This is a genomic window from Finegoldia sp. BIOML-A1 (genome assembly GCF_009678325.1).
GTDB lineage: Bacteria > Bacillota > Clostridia > Tissierellales > Peptoniphilaceae > Finegoldia > Finegoldia magna.
In genome coordinates, this window is sequence record NZ_WKZF01000001.1 from 202,994 (window position 1) to 218,223 (window position 15,230).

At 32.1% G+C, this 15,230-nt stretch carries 17 protein-coding genes; 6 read left to right on the plus strand and 11 right to left on the minus strand.

What is annotated here, in order from left to right; translation table 11 throughout:
- Positions 1-126 precede the first annotated feature (126 nt).
- The 6 genes from GKG00_RS09015 to GKG00_RS00950 form a co-directional block, all read right to left on the minus strand.
- The gene (locus GKG00_RS09015; protein ID WP_256369386.1) at positions 127-252 is read right to left on the minus strand and encodes a hypothetical protein; all 126 of its coding nucleotides are present in this window, start codon (positions 250-252) and stop codon (positions 127-129) included.
- Between the two features lie 2 nt (positions 253-254).
- Positions 255-1,025, minus strand: a complete 771-nt coding sequence (locus GKG00_RS00930; RefSeq protein ID WP_241673628.1) for an ABC-2 family transporter protein — start codon at positions 1,023-1,025, stop codon at positions 255-257.
- Between the two features lies 1 nt (position 1,026).
- Positions 1,027-1,797 (minus strand): ABC-2 family transporter protein, encoded by a 771-nt coding sequence (locus GKG00_RS00935; protein ID WP_154253766.1) that lies wholly within the window; start codon positions 1,795-1,797, stop codon positions 1,027-1,029.
- Positions 1,794-2,711 (minus strand): ATP-binding cassette domain-containing protein, encoded by a 918-nt coding sequence (locus tag GKG00_RS00940; RefSeq protein WP_154253767.1) that lies wholly within the window; start codon positions 2,709-2,711, stop codon positions 1,794-1,796. The genes GKG00_RS00935 and GKG00_RS00940 overlap by 4 nt, the downstream gene beginning before the upstream one ends.
- Positions 2,712-2,846: 135 nt before the next feature.
- Entirely contained in the window at positions 2,847-3,662 is an 816-nt protein-coding gene (locus tag GKG00_RS00945) for a hypothetical protein (RefSeq protein WP_154253769.1), read from the minus strand.
- Positions 3,663-3,681: 19 nt separating this feature from the next.
- A complete protein-coding gene (locus GKG00_RS00950) occupies positions 3,682-5,301 on the minus strand; it encodes an ABC transporter ATP-binding protein (RefSeq protein ID WP_154253771.1) in 1,620 nt (539 codons plus the stop codon).
- A 133-nt stretch (positions 5,302-5,434) separates the two neighbouring features.
- Here GKG00_RS00950 and scfA point away from each other — a divergent pair, with 133 nt between their 5' ends.
- The 6 genes from scfA (at position 5,435) to GKG00_RS00980 (ending at position 10,276) form a co-directional block, all read left to right on the plus strand.
- Entirely contained in the window at positions 5,435-5,584 is a 150-nt protein-coding gene (gene scfA / locus GKG00_RS00955) for a six-cysteine ranthipeptide SCIFF (protein WP_002835215.1), read from the plus strand.
- Between the two features lie 149 nt (positions 5,585-5,733).
- The gene (scfB, locus tag GKG00_RS00960) at positions 5,734-7,092 is read left to right on the plus strand and encodes a thioether cross-link-forming SCIFF peptide maturase (protein ID WP_154253773.1); all 1,359 of its coding nucleotides are present in this window, start codon (positions 5,734-5,736) and stop codon (positions 7,090-7,092) included.
- Positions 7,085-8,329 (plus strand): aminotransferase class V-fold PLP-dependent enzyme, encoded by a 1,245-nt coding sequence (locus tag GKG00_RS00965; protein WP_154253775.1) that lies wholly within the window; start codon positions 7,085-7,087, stop codon positions 8,327-8,329. The genes scfB and GKG00_RS00965 overlap by 8 nt, the downstream gene beginning before the upstream one ends.
- Positions 8,330-8,389: 60 nt before the next feature.
- Positions 8,390-8,746 carry a GntR family transcriptional regulator gene (locus GKG00_RS00970; protein WP_154253777.1) on the plus strand — a complete coding sequence of 119 codons (357 nt, stop codon included), beginning with the start codon at positions 8,390-8,392 and terminating at the stop codon, positions 8,744-8,746.
- On the plus strand, positions 8,743-9,447 hold the full coding sequence (locus GKG00_RS00975; protein WP_154253779.1) for an ABC transporter ATP-binding protein: 705 nt from the start codon (positions 8,743-8,745) through the stop codon (positions 9,445-9,447). Before GKG00_RS00970 ends, GKG00_RS00975 begins: the two co-directional genes overlap by 4 nt.
- Positions 9,440-10,276, plus strand: coding sequence for an antibiotic ABC transporter permease (locus tag GKG00_RS00980; protein ID WP_094206141.1), 837 nt, complete (start codon positions 9,440-9,442; stop codon positions 10,274-10,276). The genes GKG00_RS00975 and GKG00_RS00980 overlap by 8 nt, the downstream gene beginning before the upstream one ends.
- Positions 10,277-10,306: 30 nt before the next feature.
- Here the strand turns inward: GKG00_RS00980 and GKG00_RS00985 are convergent, their stop codons facing one another.
- The 5 genes from GKG00_RS00985 to pfkB form a co-directional block, all read right to left on the minus strand.
- Positions 10,307-10,858: a chromate transporter gene (locus GKG00_RS00985; protein WP_154253781.1), complete on the minus strand. Its 552-nt coding sequence runs from the start codon at positions 10,856-10,858 to the stop codon at positions 10,307-10,309.
- Positions 10,845-11,408 carry a chromate transporter gene (locus tag GKG00_RS00990; protein ID WP_012290953.1) on the minus strand — a complete coding sequence of 188 codons (564 nt, stop codon included), beginning with the start codon at positions 11,406-11,408 and terminating at the stop codon, positions 10,845-10,847. Before GKG00_RS00990 ends, GKG00_RS00985 begins: the two co-directional genes overlap by 14 nt.
- A gap of 91 nt (positions 11,409-11,499) precedes the next feature.
- Positions 11,500-12,366 (minus strand): class II fructose-1,6-bisphosphate aldolase, encoded by an 867-nt coding sequence (gene fba / locus GKG00_RS00995; RefSeq protein WP_002835224.1) that lies wholly within the window; start codon positions 12,364-12,366, stop codon positions 11,500-11,502.
- A 52-nt stretch (positions 12,367-12,418) separates the two neighbouring features.
- Positions 12,419-14,290, minus strand: a complete 1,872-nt coding sequence (locus tag GKG00_RS01000) for a fructose-specific PTS transporter subunit EIIC (RefSeq protein WP_154253783.1) — start codon at positions 14,288-14,290, stop codon at positions 12,419-12,421.
- On the minus strand, positions 14,280-15,203 hold the full coding sequence (gene pfkB, locus GKG00_RS01005) for a 1-phosphofructokinase (RefSeq protein ID WP_154253785.1): 924 nt from the start codon (positions 15,201-15,203) through the stop codon (positions 14,280-14,282). Before pfkB ends, GKG00_RS01000 begins: the two co-directional genes overlap by 11 nt.
- Positions 15,204-15,230 lie beyond the last annotated feature (27 nt).

A 15,230-nucleotide genomic window follows, 5' to 3' on the forward strand; every position in this document is an offset into this window, starting at 1 on the left:
TATTTTAAACCTTTTCATTTATTATAAAAAAAGGAAACATTTTGAACTGATTCTCAAAAATTAGATATAAAACCAACTTTAAGAATATTCGCTCATTTTTGCTTTCTCTTTTTTACAATTCAATATTTAAGCTCTTCTTGGGCATTTATCTTCTCCGCCACTGCCACCTTCTCTTAATACTGTAAACATAAATAAACTCACATCCATTGCTAATTTAATCCTATCATATATATTATTTAATATCAAAATCATATTTACCCGCCTTGTGATTCGTAATGTTTTATTCCTCTTCTCCACATAAAATAAATTATTATGGAAAAAATCACGATGTAAATTACTTGTTCCAAAATCAAAGCCTTCATATTGTTTGAGTTAATTATGTTTGCAGGAATGTAATAAATTCCTGCAAGAGGATTGTGTTTTATCATTTCAAATTTTCCGGAGAAAAACGCTAAAGGAACTACTTCTCCTGAAAATATTGCCAGAATATACCAGAAAATATCTCTGAGACTAAGTACAGATTTTAACCAAAATGTTAGTAATCCTAAAATGCATAACACTTGAAACATCAAACAAAATCCTAGAAACAAGGATATTATAAAATAACCAAGCGATGCAAATGAAAACTTATTGAAATACAACTGAACTGCTATCCAAAAAACTATCCCCAAAGGCATTGATATTACAACTCTTCCTATAGATATGCAAAATCTAGAAAGAGGATAATAAATTGGCTTAGTTATCAGAGTATCAATATTTCCCGAATTTATATCTTGAAATATGTAATAAGTTTCAGCCATTGTATTTGATATTGAATTTTTTACTACCAAAATCGTCATGAAATACGCAATCACATCATCAAAATTCATTCCAGCAATATCAGCTTGTTCTTTCATTATGAATTTCCACAAAAAATAATAAACAATTATTGTAATTGGTATATAAAATATGGAGGAAACAAAAGAAATAAAGTATTCTTTTGAATTTAGGTATTCTATTTTCAAAGACTGCAAGTATTTTTTCATTCTAACCTCCATTTGAAGAATATCTTCTAAGTCCACGATTGTACACAATGTATAAAATCATCAAGCTCACTGCTAAAAAAATTAATATTAGAGGAAAATGTCTAGTAGGTTTTCCGCTTAAAGCTAGTGTTGGAACAAATGCTATCAAAGAAACAGGAACTACATAAGTCAGAAATTTTCTCAAAAAATCCGGGAAAATTGTAGTAGGATAATTTTTTGAAAAATTAAAATTGAAAATCAAATCCCTTAATGTCGATATTTTTTCAAATCTTAAACTCAGCATAGTTATAGTCGCATAAATCGTTTGATAATAAATGTTCCCTATTATTAAAAGAATTATCATCTTTAATACAGCTACAAAAGAAATCGCGATATCAAACTTCACTACTACCAAAATTATTCCGACAATTCCAAGCACTAGTTGTTCAATAAATGCAACAAGTGGAATATTTTCTATCATTATCATAAACAAAGTATTTTGAGGGCGATACAAATACCTATCCAAACTTCCGTCACGCACCAACCACTCAAAATCTCTGAGTCCGAAAAACATTTCTTCAATAGCCGACGATAACATCCCGACCATTGCCAACAAATATATAAAAGATTTGTCGTATCCAAAAGAATCTACATTGTCAAATAACACAACCCAAAACAAAATCGTCGACAATAATTGGAAAAGGCTGTGAAAAAATATCATGATTATTTCATTTGGATAAGCAAGCATCTTTTTCAAAGCAATTCTTAGAGAACAAGCAAATAATTTCATCATTCACCCCTCAATTTAGTCTTCAAAACATCTTCCAAACTCAATTCTTCGATGGTGAATTCGGACTTAGAAAATTGTGAAATATCTACACTATTTAACTGATCGATTGTCAATAAAGCTGTCGCCTTCTCATTGTCGATTTCTGGATTAAAATCCTTCAAATAATTAACGTATTTTGAAGATACAGTTAGTTTTCTGTACTTATCCCTATCCAAAAATTTATTACACCTTCCATCGTAAATCACTTCTCCATGATTTAATACTATAATTCTAGGGCAAAATTTATCTATATTTTCTATCTCATGTGTGGTCAATATGATCGTAGAATTGTATTTTTGGTTTATCATATTCAAAAACTCAAATATATTTTCTTGAACCACAACATCAAGACCAATAGTAGGCTCATCCAAAAATATCGTTCGCGGCAAATGAATAATGCTCACTGCCAATTCACACTTCATTCTCTGACCGAAAGACAATTTTCTTACAGGAGTATGTAAAAGTTGTGAAAGTCCAAGAACTTTATCAAATTCTTGTAGTCTTTCCTCAAAATCCTCATCTGAAATTTCATAAACTTCTTTGAAATACTTGAAAGATTCTATCACATCAATATCGTAAAACATACACGAACGTTGTCCCATTGATACTCCGATCTCATTCAAGAATTCCTTTTTCCTATCAGACGGAGTGAATCCATTCACTTTTATAAAACCATCCGTTGGATACAAAATTCCAGTCATCATTTTAATCGTAGTAGTCTTGCCAGCTCCATTAAGCCCAATGAGTCCGACCCTTTCTCCATCTTCAATTTTAAAAGAAATCTTCTTCACTGCATTCACGATAGTTCTTTCTTTGTTTAATAAACTTTTTCTCTTAATTATTTCATAATCTTTTTTCAAGTTGTTTATCTCTATCATAATTCGCTCCATGTTTATACTTTCAATATCATTATATATTATATCCTAAAAAAACAATTTCCTGCTACATGTTAGCAATAAAAAAAGCACGAGATTAATCGTGCAATTTTTTACATAGAAATTAGTTTTTGTTTTCTACAACGCTCCAAGTGTTATTAGAAATACTTCGATAAAAAGCAATGCGATATATGATTTTTGGAATTTTATCCTTGAACCAAATCCCACAATACAAAATATCGACCACATTTTTAAAACATTAACTGTAACCGCAGGATCACTTGTTTGTAGCACAACTTTTATGCTAAGAAATATACTTACCAATAATATTGCGAATTTAAGTACATCTCCAAATCGAAATAGCGTATATTTTAATTTGGTGCGGTTATTAAATATTAGCTTCCCGTCTGTTATTACTGCTTTTCCCGAAAAATAATCGTGCAAATCTCCAATAAAATAAATCAAGAAATTAATAATTAGAGAAATACAAACTCCCACATTCAAATTTCTTAACTGCAAATTCTCTTCTTGCGTAAATAAAATATTTATCACCAAACTAATCAGAGAAATCACCAATAATACTGCAATGAATGATATGGATTTTTTGATGGAAACTGCTTGCAAATCATCTTGTTTTTTCAGTATTTGTTCCAAATTCTTAAACTCATTATCTGTTTGATTCGAAAATACAACATACACATTATTTTCATAAATCATCTGAGAATTAGTTTTCATGATTTGTATTTTTTCATCGATATGTTTGTCAAAACGCTTACGTAAGACACAATAAGATTGTGGGGCTTTGTTTTCATCATAGCGAAACTTCAGTATATCCAAAAAACTTCCCACTGCGCCACAAAAACTATAGCCTTTTATTGATTGTTCTTCCAAATATTTAGTCAATGCTGGTGTTTCATAAAATTGATAGTTGTTATAAGTGTTTTTAGTTCCCATATTATTAACCTCTTTTAGTTTACATTGTAACTGGTACTAATTTCCCGTCTTCTAATTTTAAAATACAATCGCTCATTTCAATTGCTTTACTTGTCAAATGATGTGTAATTGCAATTACTGTCAAATCTTTTTTCGAAAGTATGCATTCTTCAACAATATCTACACTGTGTTTATCCAATGAGGATGTTGATTCGTCTAATAAAATACAGTCAAAGTCTTCATTTAGTAGTCTTGCAATGGCAATTCGTTGTTTTTCTCCACCTGAGATAGATTTGTCTTCACTGGAAATTACAGTGTCAATTCCTTTTGGTTTGGAATTAATCAAAGTATTTAATCCCAATTGTTCAATGATTGTTTTATCTACAGGTTTGTTGTCAAACAAGGATATGTTGTCTTTGATACTAGCTGTGAATATTCCAGTGTCTTGTGTTGCAAATCCGATTTTAGAATAATATGTGCTATCTGTAATATTCAAAATATTTTTATTGTTAAGCTGAACTTCTCCTTCGGTTGCTATTTCTTGTTTTTGCAAAATCTTGAATATAGTTGATTTGCCCGTTCCACTTTCTCCAATAATAATGTATTTTTTGCCTTTTTCAAATGTAAAATCCAAATTTTTCAAAACGTATTTGTCACTTGTTGGATATTTGAACGAAATATTGTTTAATTTCAAATTATTAAATTCGAATTCATCTTCTACCTCAACAGGTTTTTCTTCTGAGATGAAATTCATAATTTTGTTTTGGACTGGTTTTGATGATTTAAAGCTTGTCATTATATCTGTGAAATTTAATAACGGTCCTGTCACATAAGCCATAAGTTGACTTGATTCTATTACTTGACCAATGGTTATTCTGTCTTTAAATACTAGCCAAATTCCGACCAACATACAACCCAAATACATTGCCAATGAACTAGCAAATGATAAAACGTAAATAGTTTTGCTCAAAGTTTCCTTAGTATTTGATGCGTTACGATATTCAATGGATTTATCTTGGTTAATTTTTTGAAAAATAATTTCTTTTTTGAAAAACTTAATCAAATTGAAATTGTTCACGAATTCTTGCAAACTAGACGTATATTCATTTCTTATATTCATAAGTTCTTCTTGTCTTTTTTCGATTAATTTTTCGAAAATAAATGGCACTGCTAGTTGCACCACGGAAAATATTATTATTGTGATTGCCATTATTATGTCGATTTTGACAAGCAAGACTAAGGATATTACGAAATTGAGAATTTCATGATATGAAGACACCATATTTTTGAAATAATCCATCTTCAAATCTTCCAAATCATTCAAAAACATCGATATATAATATCCACTATTTTGTTTGGATATTTTGATTAGAGATTCGTCTGTTATACTGTTGAACAAATCATTTCTAACATTATATATACAATTATTCGTAAGTTCTACTGTGCTTTTTCGATATAGCAAATCGGAAATACTTGCAAAAATTATGTACAACACAGAAATTAGAATTAATCTGGGCAAAAGTTGTTCTTCTCCATTAGTTCCTGCATCTGTTATAATTCTTAAAAGCCACGCCAAGCCAATATCAAATCCAACGGCAATAGGCGCTGTAAGAAGAGTTAAATAGAATAATTTTTTGTTATGAGTAATGTATTTGAACATTTTAATCTCCCCCTTTAAGTTAAATATATCACTTATTTTATTATTATGCAATGTTTTTTTTGATTATACACCCGAAATATTATCTCTCACATTTTTTTAGAATTTATGATATAATTATTTTGAGGTGAATATTATGGAAAAACATATTAAAACTTTAACACCTAACACTTTGAAAGAATCAGCTTGCAAAGGTGGTTGTGGTGAATGCCAAACATCTTGCCAATCAGCTTGCAAAACTTCTTGCACAGTTGCTAACCAAGAATGTGAAAACGAAAATAGATAATCTTGTTTACATAATGATTGAAGACTTTTAAGTAAACAATCAGATATGCGATTATTAAATTAATGCCACTCTTTTGAGTGGTTTTCGTTTTTTATTGACTTAATTCATAATTTTCTATAAAATAGTACGGTAGCTGAAAGGAGAATTATATGATACATAAATACAAAATGAATGGCCACAACATTGTTTTAGATGTAAACGGTGGAAGTGTCCATGTTTTTGACGACATAAGTTACGATGTACTTGATTATTACAAAGATTTAAGTGCAGATGAAATAGTAGAAAAATTAGCTCAATATCCTGAAGAATCTGTCAGAGATTCTATCAAGGAAATTGCAGAATTGGAAAAAGCGAATATGCTTTTTTCATCGGATGATTATCTTCACATTGAAGATTTCAAAAAGAGAGAACCTGTGTTAAAGGCAATGTGTCTTCACGTTGTTCACGATTGTAACTTGAAGTGCGAATATTGTTTTGCTTCACAAGGTGATTTCGGTGGACACAAAGCTTATATGACTGAAGAAGTCGGCAAGAAAGCTTTGAAATATTTGGTTGACAATAGCGGTTCAAGAAAATTCTTGGAAGTGGATTTCTTCGGTGGAGAACCTCTGATGGATTTCGAACTTGTAAAGAAATTAGTAAAATATGGCAATGAAATAGCCGATGAAAAAGGTAAGAAATTCAGATTTACGATAACTACTAACGGCGTTTTGTTGGACGATGACAAGATTGATTTTATCAACGAAAATATGCACAACGTAGTTCTTAGTCTTGATGGTAGAAAATCTGTCAACGATAATATGAGAAAAACTTTGAACGATAAGGGCTCTTATGATTTAATCGTTCCTAAATTCCAAAAGCTTATTAAAGGAAGAAAAGGAAAATATTATTACGTAAGAGGAACTTTCACTAAGAAAAACTTGGATTTCTCAGAAGATGTAAAACATTTCAAAGATTTGGGATTTGAATTGTCAAGTATCGAACCTGTTGTAGACAGCGATTATGACGATTACGCTATTACTAAGGAAGATTTGGACACTGTTTTGAATGAATACGAAAAATTGGCAGTGGATTATGCAAAGGATCAAGTTAATGGTTCTAACTTTAAGTTCTTCCATTTTATGGTTGATTTGACTCAAGGTCCATGTGTAATAAAAAGAATGCAAGGTTGTGGAGCTGGATGCGAATACATTGCAGTTACTCCAGAAGGAGATATTTATCCTTGTCATCAATTTGTCGGCAACGAAAAATTCAAAATGGGAAATATTTTAGATGAAAATCTAACTTTACCAGAAGATTTGCGTGAAGAATTCTTGAATTGTCACGTATTTACAAAAGAAGATTGCAAAAATTGTTGGTGCAAATTCTACTGTTCTGGTGGTTGCCATGCAAATGCGTACAATTTTAATAACGATATTTACAAGCCATACGAATTGGGTTGCGCAATGCAAAAGAAACGTACTGAATGTGCAATTATGGTAGAAGTGGAGAAAATGTTGAATGCGTAATTTGTATGAAAATCTGAGAAAAAGAAAAGAAAAAGTAAGCTTTCACATGCCTGGTCATAAGGGCAAGATGCTGGAAGGCATGAGCGATTTTCTTGAAAATATTTTGAAGATTGATGTAACTGAATTATCTGATACAGATGATTTGTACCATGCAAATAATATTATAGCTGAGGGCAGGAATAATCTTGCCCTTTTTTCACATGCAAAAAAATCAATGTATCTTGTCAATGGTTCAACCTCTGGAATAGTCGCAAGTATAATGAGCGTATTAGATGAAAACGACAAAATTTTGGTAGAGAAAAATTGCCACAAATCCGTAATCAACGGCGTACGACTTGCTCGCGGAGAATCTGTGGAGATTGACTGTGATGGAGTGTGTGAACAAGAAGTTTTGATAGAAAATTTGAAAAAAGATTCATCTATCAAAGCAGTTCTTATAACACGCCCCAATTATTATGGGATTTATCAGCCTATCGAAAAACTTGTAACTTACTGTCACGAAAATAATATCAAGATTATTGTTGACGAAGCACACGGAACGCATTTTGCATTGGAATGTTTTGACAAAAATGCAATGCAACTAGGTTGTGATATTTCTATTAATTCGTATCACAAAACGATGCCTGCATTCACACAAACTGCTGCGATTAATTTCAACTCGGAAGATAGATTGATAGATAAAACTATGAGTAATCTACAAATGATTATGACATCTTCCCCATCATATATTTTCATGACATCTGTGGAATATGCCGTCAATTATTGTACTAAAAATGAGAGCAAATACGCTGAATTAAAAGAAATAATAGATTGGTTTTATAGTGAGATTGAAGGCTTAGATTTCATAAGAAAAACTCCTATTCAAAAAAATTGCAAGAGAGATTTTACAAGAATTGTCCTTGAATGCGACAATCCAAGTGATGTGAATGAGCATTTGATAAAAAACGGAATTTATATTGAAATGATAGACTACAAAAATCTCGTATTGATTTCAACGATTGCCGATGATAAAAAAGATTTTGAAATTTTGCTGGAAGCTCTTCGTTCATATGAAAAATCAGACTCTACGAAAATTTATAAAACATACGATTATTTACTGAACAAAAAGATTACCAATGATATCGTGATTTATCCACCGGGAAAGATTTTCGCTAAGAAAAATTCCACAATTAATCAAGAACAAATCGATGAGCTGAATGATTTATCATCAAAGGGCGTAAATATTTTATTAAAATAGCTTGACTTTTTTATTGTAACGGTGTATTATTGTTATAGAACAGATGAGAAAGGAGATAATATGCAATTTGATGATAATAAGCCTATCTACATTCAAATCGTAGATTATTTTAAATACAAAATAATTAGGCAAGAATTAAAGTCTTCTGATAAAATTCCTTCTGTCAGAGAAACTGCGAAAGAATTAAATGTAAATCCTAACACAGTTCAACGTGCTTATGCAGAGTTGGAAAGCTGTGGAATTACTATGAGTAAACGAGGACTTGGTTCATTTGTCGATGTCGACGAAGATAAATTAAAAGCTTTGAAAAATGATATGGCAGAACAATTGATAGATGATTTCTTAAACGAAATGTATCAAATGAATATGCCAAAAGAAAAACTAATGGAACTTATAGATGAAAGGTGGAAAAAATGAGCGTACTCGAAATAAAAAATTTGTCGAAAAAATACGGCAACAAACAAGCACTTAAAGATGTATCATTTACAGCCGAAAAAGGAGAAGTCATCGGACTTCTAGGTCCAAATGGTTCTGGCAAGACAACTTTAATCAAAATTTTAGCTGGAATAATAAAAAAATACGAAGGCGAAGTTAAAATCGATTCACAAAATGTTAATTACAAGACAAAAGAATTCGTAAGTTATTTGCCGGATCGTTTTTTCCTAGATCCTAACCTTACAATCGCTCAAACACAAGCATTGTTCGAAGATTTTTATTCCGATTTTGACGGAGAAAAATTCACAAGTTTTATTGAACAAATGAGTTTGGACAAGAAAATGAAAGTCAGCAATCTATCAAAAGGTATGACCGAAAAATTGAACTTGGCACTTGTGTTATCACGTCACGCTAAGCTTTTCATAATTGATGAGCCAATCGCAGGAGTTGACCCTGTAGCTCGTGAACAAATTTTGGATGCAATCATTGATAACATCGACCCTGATTCTACTCTCGTCATTACTACTCACTTGGTTAGAGATATCGAAAGAATTTTCGACAGAGTAATCATGCTCAACAAAGGTTCTGTGGAATTAAATGATAGCGTAGAAAATTTGAGATCAACTTACAACAAAGGCATTGAAGATGTGTACAAACAAATTTTTGGAGGTCACCATGCTTAAACTTTTAAAACACGATTTAAAAAACAACTTGAAATTATGCTTGATATCATTATTTGTCGGATTGTTGGGAAACAGCTTGTTATATGCATTATTTAAAAATTCAATAATCGCAAATACTCAAACGATGGGATTTATCGAAATGCTTTTCTTGATTTTATGTATCCTTGCAGTTTTTGGAAGTTTCTTGGCATTGACTGTACAAATAGTTATGGTGTTCAGACGCGATTACTATTCCGACAGAGGCTATTTGATGTTCACACTTCCTGTTAAAAGCAACGACATTTTAATGAGTAAACTATTATTCGCTCTTATTTGGACAGTAATATTTGCAATAGCATTTTCTTTAATAAACTTCTTGGGAATGTATTTTGTTGGTGAATCGAAATTCTTAGAAATGATTAAATTGGCATTTAATAATCCGTACTTTACGATTTCTCCATTTACATTCATCATTTTGACTGTAAACTTTATTATAAGTACATTTATAGGATATATTGTAATGTATTTCTCAATAGTTGCTACAAAATCATTGTTTCCATCAAACAAAACTGGTTACTCATGGATTATAATTATGATTGTGATTAACGTGGTTATATCCCTAATCGACCAAGAAATATTCGCAAGATTCCCTTATCTAATCTCATATGTAGGTGAAGGAATCGTAGATGCTAGCGAATTAATAACGCTAAAAAATTCAGATACAATTACAATGAACACATTCACAAAAATAATGGGAATACCAATTACAAGCACTATTATTTGGATATTGACAGGTCTTGGCTTATACCAAGCGTCAATAAAAATGATGGACAACTCAATAGATATTTAAACGACAAAAAGCCTCATAGTGAGGCTTTTTTTAGATTACAAATTGATATATAAGTCCTATCGTTGCACACACGCCGATTATCTTAATAATAGAAACTTTTTTATAATACATTACAAATCCTACAAAAAATGAAATTACGGCGACAATGTTTATGTTTGTCGTATTAAATGTGCCATTAAACACTGCCGATTCGAACAAATCGATAAATGCAATGAATATCAGTGCTGCAACTGCAGGTTTGATCCCTTTTAGTATATAATCCAAAAACTTTAATTCTTTTCCCGAAAAAATTAGCTTAGATAACGGAAGTAGAATAATTAACGCCGGAAACACCAATCCAGTAGTTGCTACAACAGCTCCCAGCACGGAATATATTTTCATTCCAACAAATGTCGCAGAATTTATCGCTATTGGTCCTGGCGTCATTTGCGAAATCGTAAGTACGTCTGTCAATTCTCTAAGACTGATCCATTGATTTTCATTTACTACAAAATTTGTGATAAGTGGAAGTGTTGCATATCCTCCACCAAAAGCAAATAATCCAACTTTAAAAAACACCCAGAATAATTTAATCAAAATCATATTTGCCACCTACAATCTTTGAATACATTACCCCGATACAAGCGCAAGCAAGTAAAATTATCGCAACATTTATGTTAAATACAAATCCCATTACAAATGCTAAGATCATTATTCCAATTCCAAGTGCTCTGTCTTTTTTCAAATTTGATTTTGCCAAATCCACAACAGTTAAAAGTAATATCGCACTGATTGCTCCACTCATACTAATAAGCATCATGTTGATAAATGGATTGTCGTGAATTTTGTTGTAAATTAAACTTACAATCGAAATAATAACCAAACATGGAAGAGTCGCTGCAAGTACACTTGCAATTGCCCCTTTTGTTTTATTAATCCTGTATCCTAATAAAATCGACGTGTTAATAGCCATCGCTCCTGGACAACTTTGTGCCAAGGCGATTATTTTCATCATTTCGTCGTCGTCAATTATTTTTTTGTTCTTAACAAACTCATCTCTAATTATAGGAACTATTGTATATCCTCCACCAAACGTCACGGCATTAATTTTCAAAAGAGTTTTAAATAAATCAATGTTTTTCAAATTTATCACCTAGGTAATATTATCCTATACAATAAAAATTTTTTCAAATCAAAAAGCCGAATCTAAATTAATAGATTCAGCTTGAATTCTGATTTTTAAATTAGTTTGCTTTGTCGATTGATCCAAAAATTTCCATTTTTTCTTTAACTTTTGCTTTGATTGCTTCGTAGCCTGGTTTCAAAACTTTTCTTGGGTCAAATCCTTTCTTTTCTTTGTCTTTATTTTCTTCGAAATATTTTCTAGTTTCTTCTGTAAATACGATTTGACATTCAGTGTTTACATTTATTTTGGATACTCCAAGGCTGATTGCTTCTTTTATCATATCAGTTGGAATTCCTGTTCCACCATGAAGAACTAGGGGCATTTCTCCGATTTCTCCTTTGATTTCTCCAAGAGCATTGAAGTCTAATCCCTTCCAGTTTTCAGGATAAACACCATGGATATTACCAATTCCTGCTGCCAAGAAATCTATTCCTAATTCAGAAATTCTCTTGCATTCGTTTTTGTCGGCGATTTCTCCTTGACCGATTACTCCGTCTTCTTCGCCACCGATAGCTCCAACTTCTGCTTCAACGCTGATTCCTTTTGAGTGAGCAAGTTCAACTATTTCTTTTGTTTTTTCTATATTTTCATCAATTGGATATTTAGAACCATCAAACATTACTGACGTAAATCCTGCTTCGATACATTTTTTTGCTCCTTCGAATGATCCGTGGTCTAAGTGGATTGCTACAGGAACTGTTATGTTTAATTCTTCAATCATTCCTTTAACCATTCCTACAACTGTTTTGTATCCGCCCATATATTTTCCAGCGCCTTCGCTAACTCCCAAAATAACTGGTGAGTTGTTTTCTTGTGCTGTTTCCAAAATAGCTTTAGTCCATTCCAAGTTGTTGATGTTGAAATGACCTACTGCGTATTTTCCTTTTAATGCATCTTTTAACATTTTGTCTGCTGCTACTAACATAATTTCCTCCTTGAAAATTTGAAAATTTGTAAATTACAATATTATTATAACATTATTCTGCTTTTTGTTTCCACAATCCATAAATGATTGCTGAAACCAATGATCCCACTGCTACAGATAATACGAAGAACAACGCCTTGTCTACAGATTCCATAGCTGGTAAAATGAATATTCCTCCGTGTGGTGCTGGAGATTTTACTTCAAATGCTTGTGTAAGTCCACCTGCAATTGCACTACCTATTACAGATGACACAATTACTCTCAATGGATCTTTTGCTGCAAAAGGAATCGCTCCTTCTGTGATAAATGATGCACCCAAAATATAGTTAGTGACTGCTGATTTCTTTTCTTTTTCGTCAAATTTATTTTTAAATAAACTAGATGCTATAGCTATTGCAAGTGGCGCAACCATTCCTCCAGCCATTGTAGCTGCCATAAAAGCACCATTACCAGTATCTGTGAATACTCCTATTGAGAAAGTGTAACTTGCTTTGTTAACAGGACCACCCATGTCCACACTCATCATCGCTCCGAGCAAAGCTCCAAGTAAAATTGAGTTTGTAGTTCCCATATTTGCCAAAAATCCATTGATTGCTTTGTTAATTGTAGTAAACACTGGAGATATTACGAAAATCATACCCAAAGATGTTAATAGCAACCCAAATACCGGGAAGATTAACATTGGTTTAGTCCCTTCAAGTGATTTTGGAAGATTTCTAGTAATCTTCTTCAAGAATAAAATAACATAACCTGCTAAGAAACCACCTAACAGTCCTCCCAAAAATCCTGCGCCTTGTCCTGCAATGAAACCTGCAACCATACCAGGCATTAACGCTGGTCTATCTCCAATGCTCATAGCAATGTATCCTGCCAAAATTGGAATCAAAAATCCAAACGCTGCTTTTCCACCTACGGAGAATAAATTGTAAATTGGTGAAGTATCTGAGAAAAATCTTTCAACCAAGAATGACAACGCCAATAAAATTCCGCCGCCAACTACAAATGGCAACATATGACTTACACCATTCATAATATCTTGGTATAATTTTGATTTCCAATTTGTCGTTTCTTCTTCAACTTCTTTTGACTCCGATTCATCTGCGTGATAAATCTTCGCTTTGCCGTCTACTATTTTTTCAATCAAATCTTTTGGATTTCTAATTGCATCGGAAACCGGACACTCAATTACATTTTTGCCATTAAAACGTGCAGTTTCTACTTTTCTATCCGCAGCTATAATAATTCCAGTAGATTTTTCGATATCATCAGCTGTTAATTTGTTCTTAACACCATCAGATCCGTTTGTTTCTACCTTGATGTCAACTCCCATTTTAGATGCTTGTTCCTTCAAAGCTTCTTCTGCCATATAAGTGTGTGCAATTCCCGTTGGACATGCAGTTACAGCTAGGACGAATGGTTTTTCTGTATAAATCGAGCTGGTTTCTACTGGTGCTACTTTCGGCTCAGATTCTTCTGCATAATAGTCAATAGTTTTGTAAACATCTTCTGGAGATTCGCTAGATTTTAATCTATCGATAAATCCTTCTTTTAATAAAAGCTTGGACAATTTCGCCAAAGTTTCAATATGCATTTGGTTTTGTCCTTCAGTTGCAGCAATCATGAAAAATATATAAGTATCTTCTCCATCTAATGCTTCATAATCCACGCCAGTTGTACTTCTTGCAAATACAATCGCAGGTTTATTCACTGCCGATGTTTTCGCATGAGGCATAGCAACACCTTCTCCAAGACCTGTCGAAGATTCCAACTCTCTTTTCATAATTTCAGATCTAAATTTTAGTACATCATTAATAACATTGTTTTCGTACAATTTTTCAATCATCTCATCTATAACATCTTTTTTTGTTGTAGATTTAAGATTCATAATCATTAGATCTTTTGAAAGCAAATCTTTAATTTCCATTATTTTCCCCCATATTTATTATTTTTAATTTGCCAAATATTTCATTTATTTGATCCTTTTCTCCCATATCATATGAGAAAACAGTCGCAGTCGCACTAGCCACAGCCATTTTGAACATATCTTCTTCACTCATTTCATTCATATAAGCGTAGATAAATCCTGCAACCATACTATCTCCAGCGCCAACACTGTTGATAACTTCTCCTTTTACAATTGGAATGTAAAATGAATTATTTGCACTCACAAAAATCGCACCATCACTTCCCAAAGAACATATCACATGCTCTGCTTTTGGAATCATGGTCGATTTTATATATGAAATTATTTCTTCTTTTGAATTAAACTTGTCTCCGTAAATTTCTTCTAATTCTGCTTGGTTGGGTTTTAGCAGCAAAGGATTATAATCCAAGCTTTTCAATAACACATCACCAGTTGTATCCAATGTGAATCTAGTATTCGGAGATAATTTTTTTATCATCTCAATATAAATATCCTTGTCCATATTCGCTGCCACAGATCCGGAAAAAGATACTATTCCACCATCAATTCCAGAAAGTTTTTCGTAGAAGTCTTCTAATTCTTCTTGAGAAATATCTGGCCCTGGTGCGTTAACTTCTGTTTCAGAATCCATTTTTAATTTTACATTAATTCTGTTGTTTCCATTAATTTTTGTAAAATCGTGGAGAATTTCCATCTCATCTAATAATTTTTCGATGTAATCCCCTGTAAATCCTCCCAAAAATCCAATATTTTGGGTTCCTACATCCAAATTATGTAGCAATTTGCTAACCATAATTCCTTTTCCACCAGCGTAAAGTTCAGTAACTTTTGCTCTATTTGTTTCTCCATTTCGAAAATCATCCAATCGCATTATGTAATCAATCGAAGGATTTAATGTCACTGTATATATCATATAATCACCATATTATATATACCCATT